This window comes from Sphingobium sp. (genome assembly GCF_049304695.1).
Taxonomy (GTDB): domain Bacteria; phylum Pseudomonadota; class Alphaproteobacteria; order Sphingomonadales; family Sphingomonadaceae; genus Sphingobium.
Genome location: NZ_JBAQOK010000023.1, coordinates 1 through 1,607 on the forward strand (window position 1 = coordinate 1; position 1,607 = coordinate 1,607).

The following is a 1,607-nucleotide window of genomic DNA, read 5'->3' on the forward strand; positions in this document are numbered from 1 at the left end:
TCTGCCTTGTTCGGCATCGGATGGGGGCTTGGCGGCTTGTGCCCAGGCCCGGCGCTGGCCGCATTTGCCATCAACCCTCCGGCAGCCGCCGTTTTTACGGCTGCGATGGCGGTCGGCTTCGCGATCGTCTGGGCGCTTGATCGCCCGTCGGGACCACGAACGCCGGTCCACGCCTGAACTTAAGAAAGGAGAGGTTCGATGAATCCCCATAAACTCGACGAAAAGCTGCTCGTTTGTAGCCAGATTACCCCGGAAGACATTGACCAGGCCGCATCTGCTGGCGTCCGTCTGATCATCAACAACCGGCCTGATGGCGAAGAGCCCGGCCAACCTCTCTCAGCCGACCTGAAGGCAAAGGCTGACGCGCTCGACATTGCCTATCGTTATATTCCCATCAGCGGTGGCAATTTCGACGACGCATCGGTTATGGCCTTTGGCGATGCGCTGGCATCTGCCGATGGCCCCACTCTCGCTTTCTGCAGGACCGGCACCCGTGCCACGACGCTTTGGGCATTGTCCCAGGCTGGATCGCGCCCGACCGCAGCCATCCTGGGCGCGGCAAATGCGGCTGGCTATGACCTGTCGCAATTGCGCGGTCGGATCGAGGCCGCATCGACCAGCAGCCCGGATGGCCCCGCGGCCGATCGCCCCGCCGCCCGCTATGACGTCGTCATTGTCGGCGGGGGTGCAGGCGGCATCGCGACGGCGGCATCGATCCTCAAGCGGGATCCCAAGCTTTCGGTGGCGATCATCGAACCGCGTACCGAACATTATTACCAGCCTGGCTGGACGATGGTCGGTGCAGGTGTGTTCGAACCGAAATCAACCTGCCATTCGATGGCGTCGGTGATGCCCAAGGGTGCCACCTGGATCAGGGAAGCCGCGCAAAGCTTTCAGCCCGAACAGGATCAGGTGACGACAGCCAATGGCCGCGCGATTGGCTATCGCGCGTTGGTTGTCGCGCCGGGCAATGTGCTGGACTGGGACGCGATCGACGGGCTGGCGGCAACGCTGGGCCAGAACGGCGTTACGTCCAATTATCGCTACGACACAGCGCCCTATACCTGGGAGCTGGTACGCAATCTGCGGGAAGGCGTTGCGCTGTTCACCCAGCCGCCGATGCCCATCAAATGCGCCGGCGCGCCACAGAAGGCGATGTACCTGTCGTGCGACAACTGGCTGGAACGCGGCGTCCTGAACAACATTGATGTTGCCTTCCACAATGCGGGCGGCGTGCTGTTCGGCGTGAAGGACTATGTCCCCGCGCTGATGGGCTATGTCGAGCGGTACGGCATCGACCTCAATTTCGAATCCACCCTGATCGCGGTCGACGGCGCGACAAAGACCGCGACCTTTCGCGAAAAGACGGGCGAAGTGACGCGCGCGTTCGACATGATGCATGTGACCCCGCCCCAGATCGCGCCGCGCTTCGTTGCCGACAGCCCGCTGGCGGACAAGGCAGGCTATGTCGAGGTCGATCAGGTGACGATGCGGCACGTCCGTTATCCCAATATCTTCGGTCTTGGCGATGGTGGCTCCACGCCCAATGCCAAGACCGCCGCCGCGGCGCGCAAACAGGCGCCGATCGTGGCGGTCAATCTGCTCGC

Annotated in this window: 2 protein-coding genes; both read left to right on the plus strand. The window is 63.0% G+C overall.

The features are described 5' to 3' along the window. A partial coding sequence (locus WA070_RS03270; RefSeq protein ID WP_422632739.1) for a DUF6691 family protein occupies positions 1–177 on the plus strand: 177 nt, incomplete at its 5' end. Positions 178–198: 21 nt separating this feature from the next. After that, positions 199–1,607: TIGR01244 family sulfur transferase (locus WA070_RS03275; protein WP_422632738.1), on the plus strand; the 1,409-nt coding region annotated here is incomplete at its 3' end.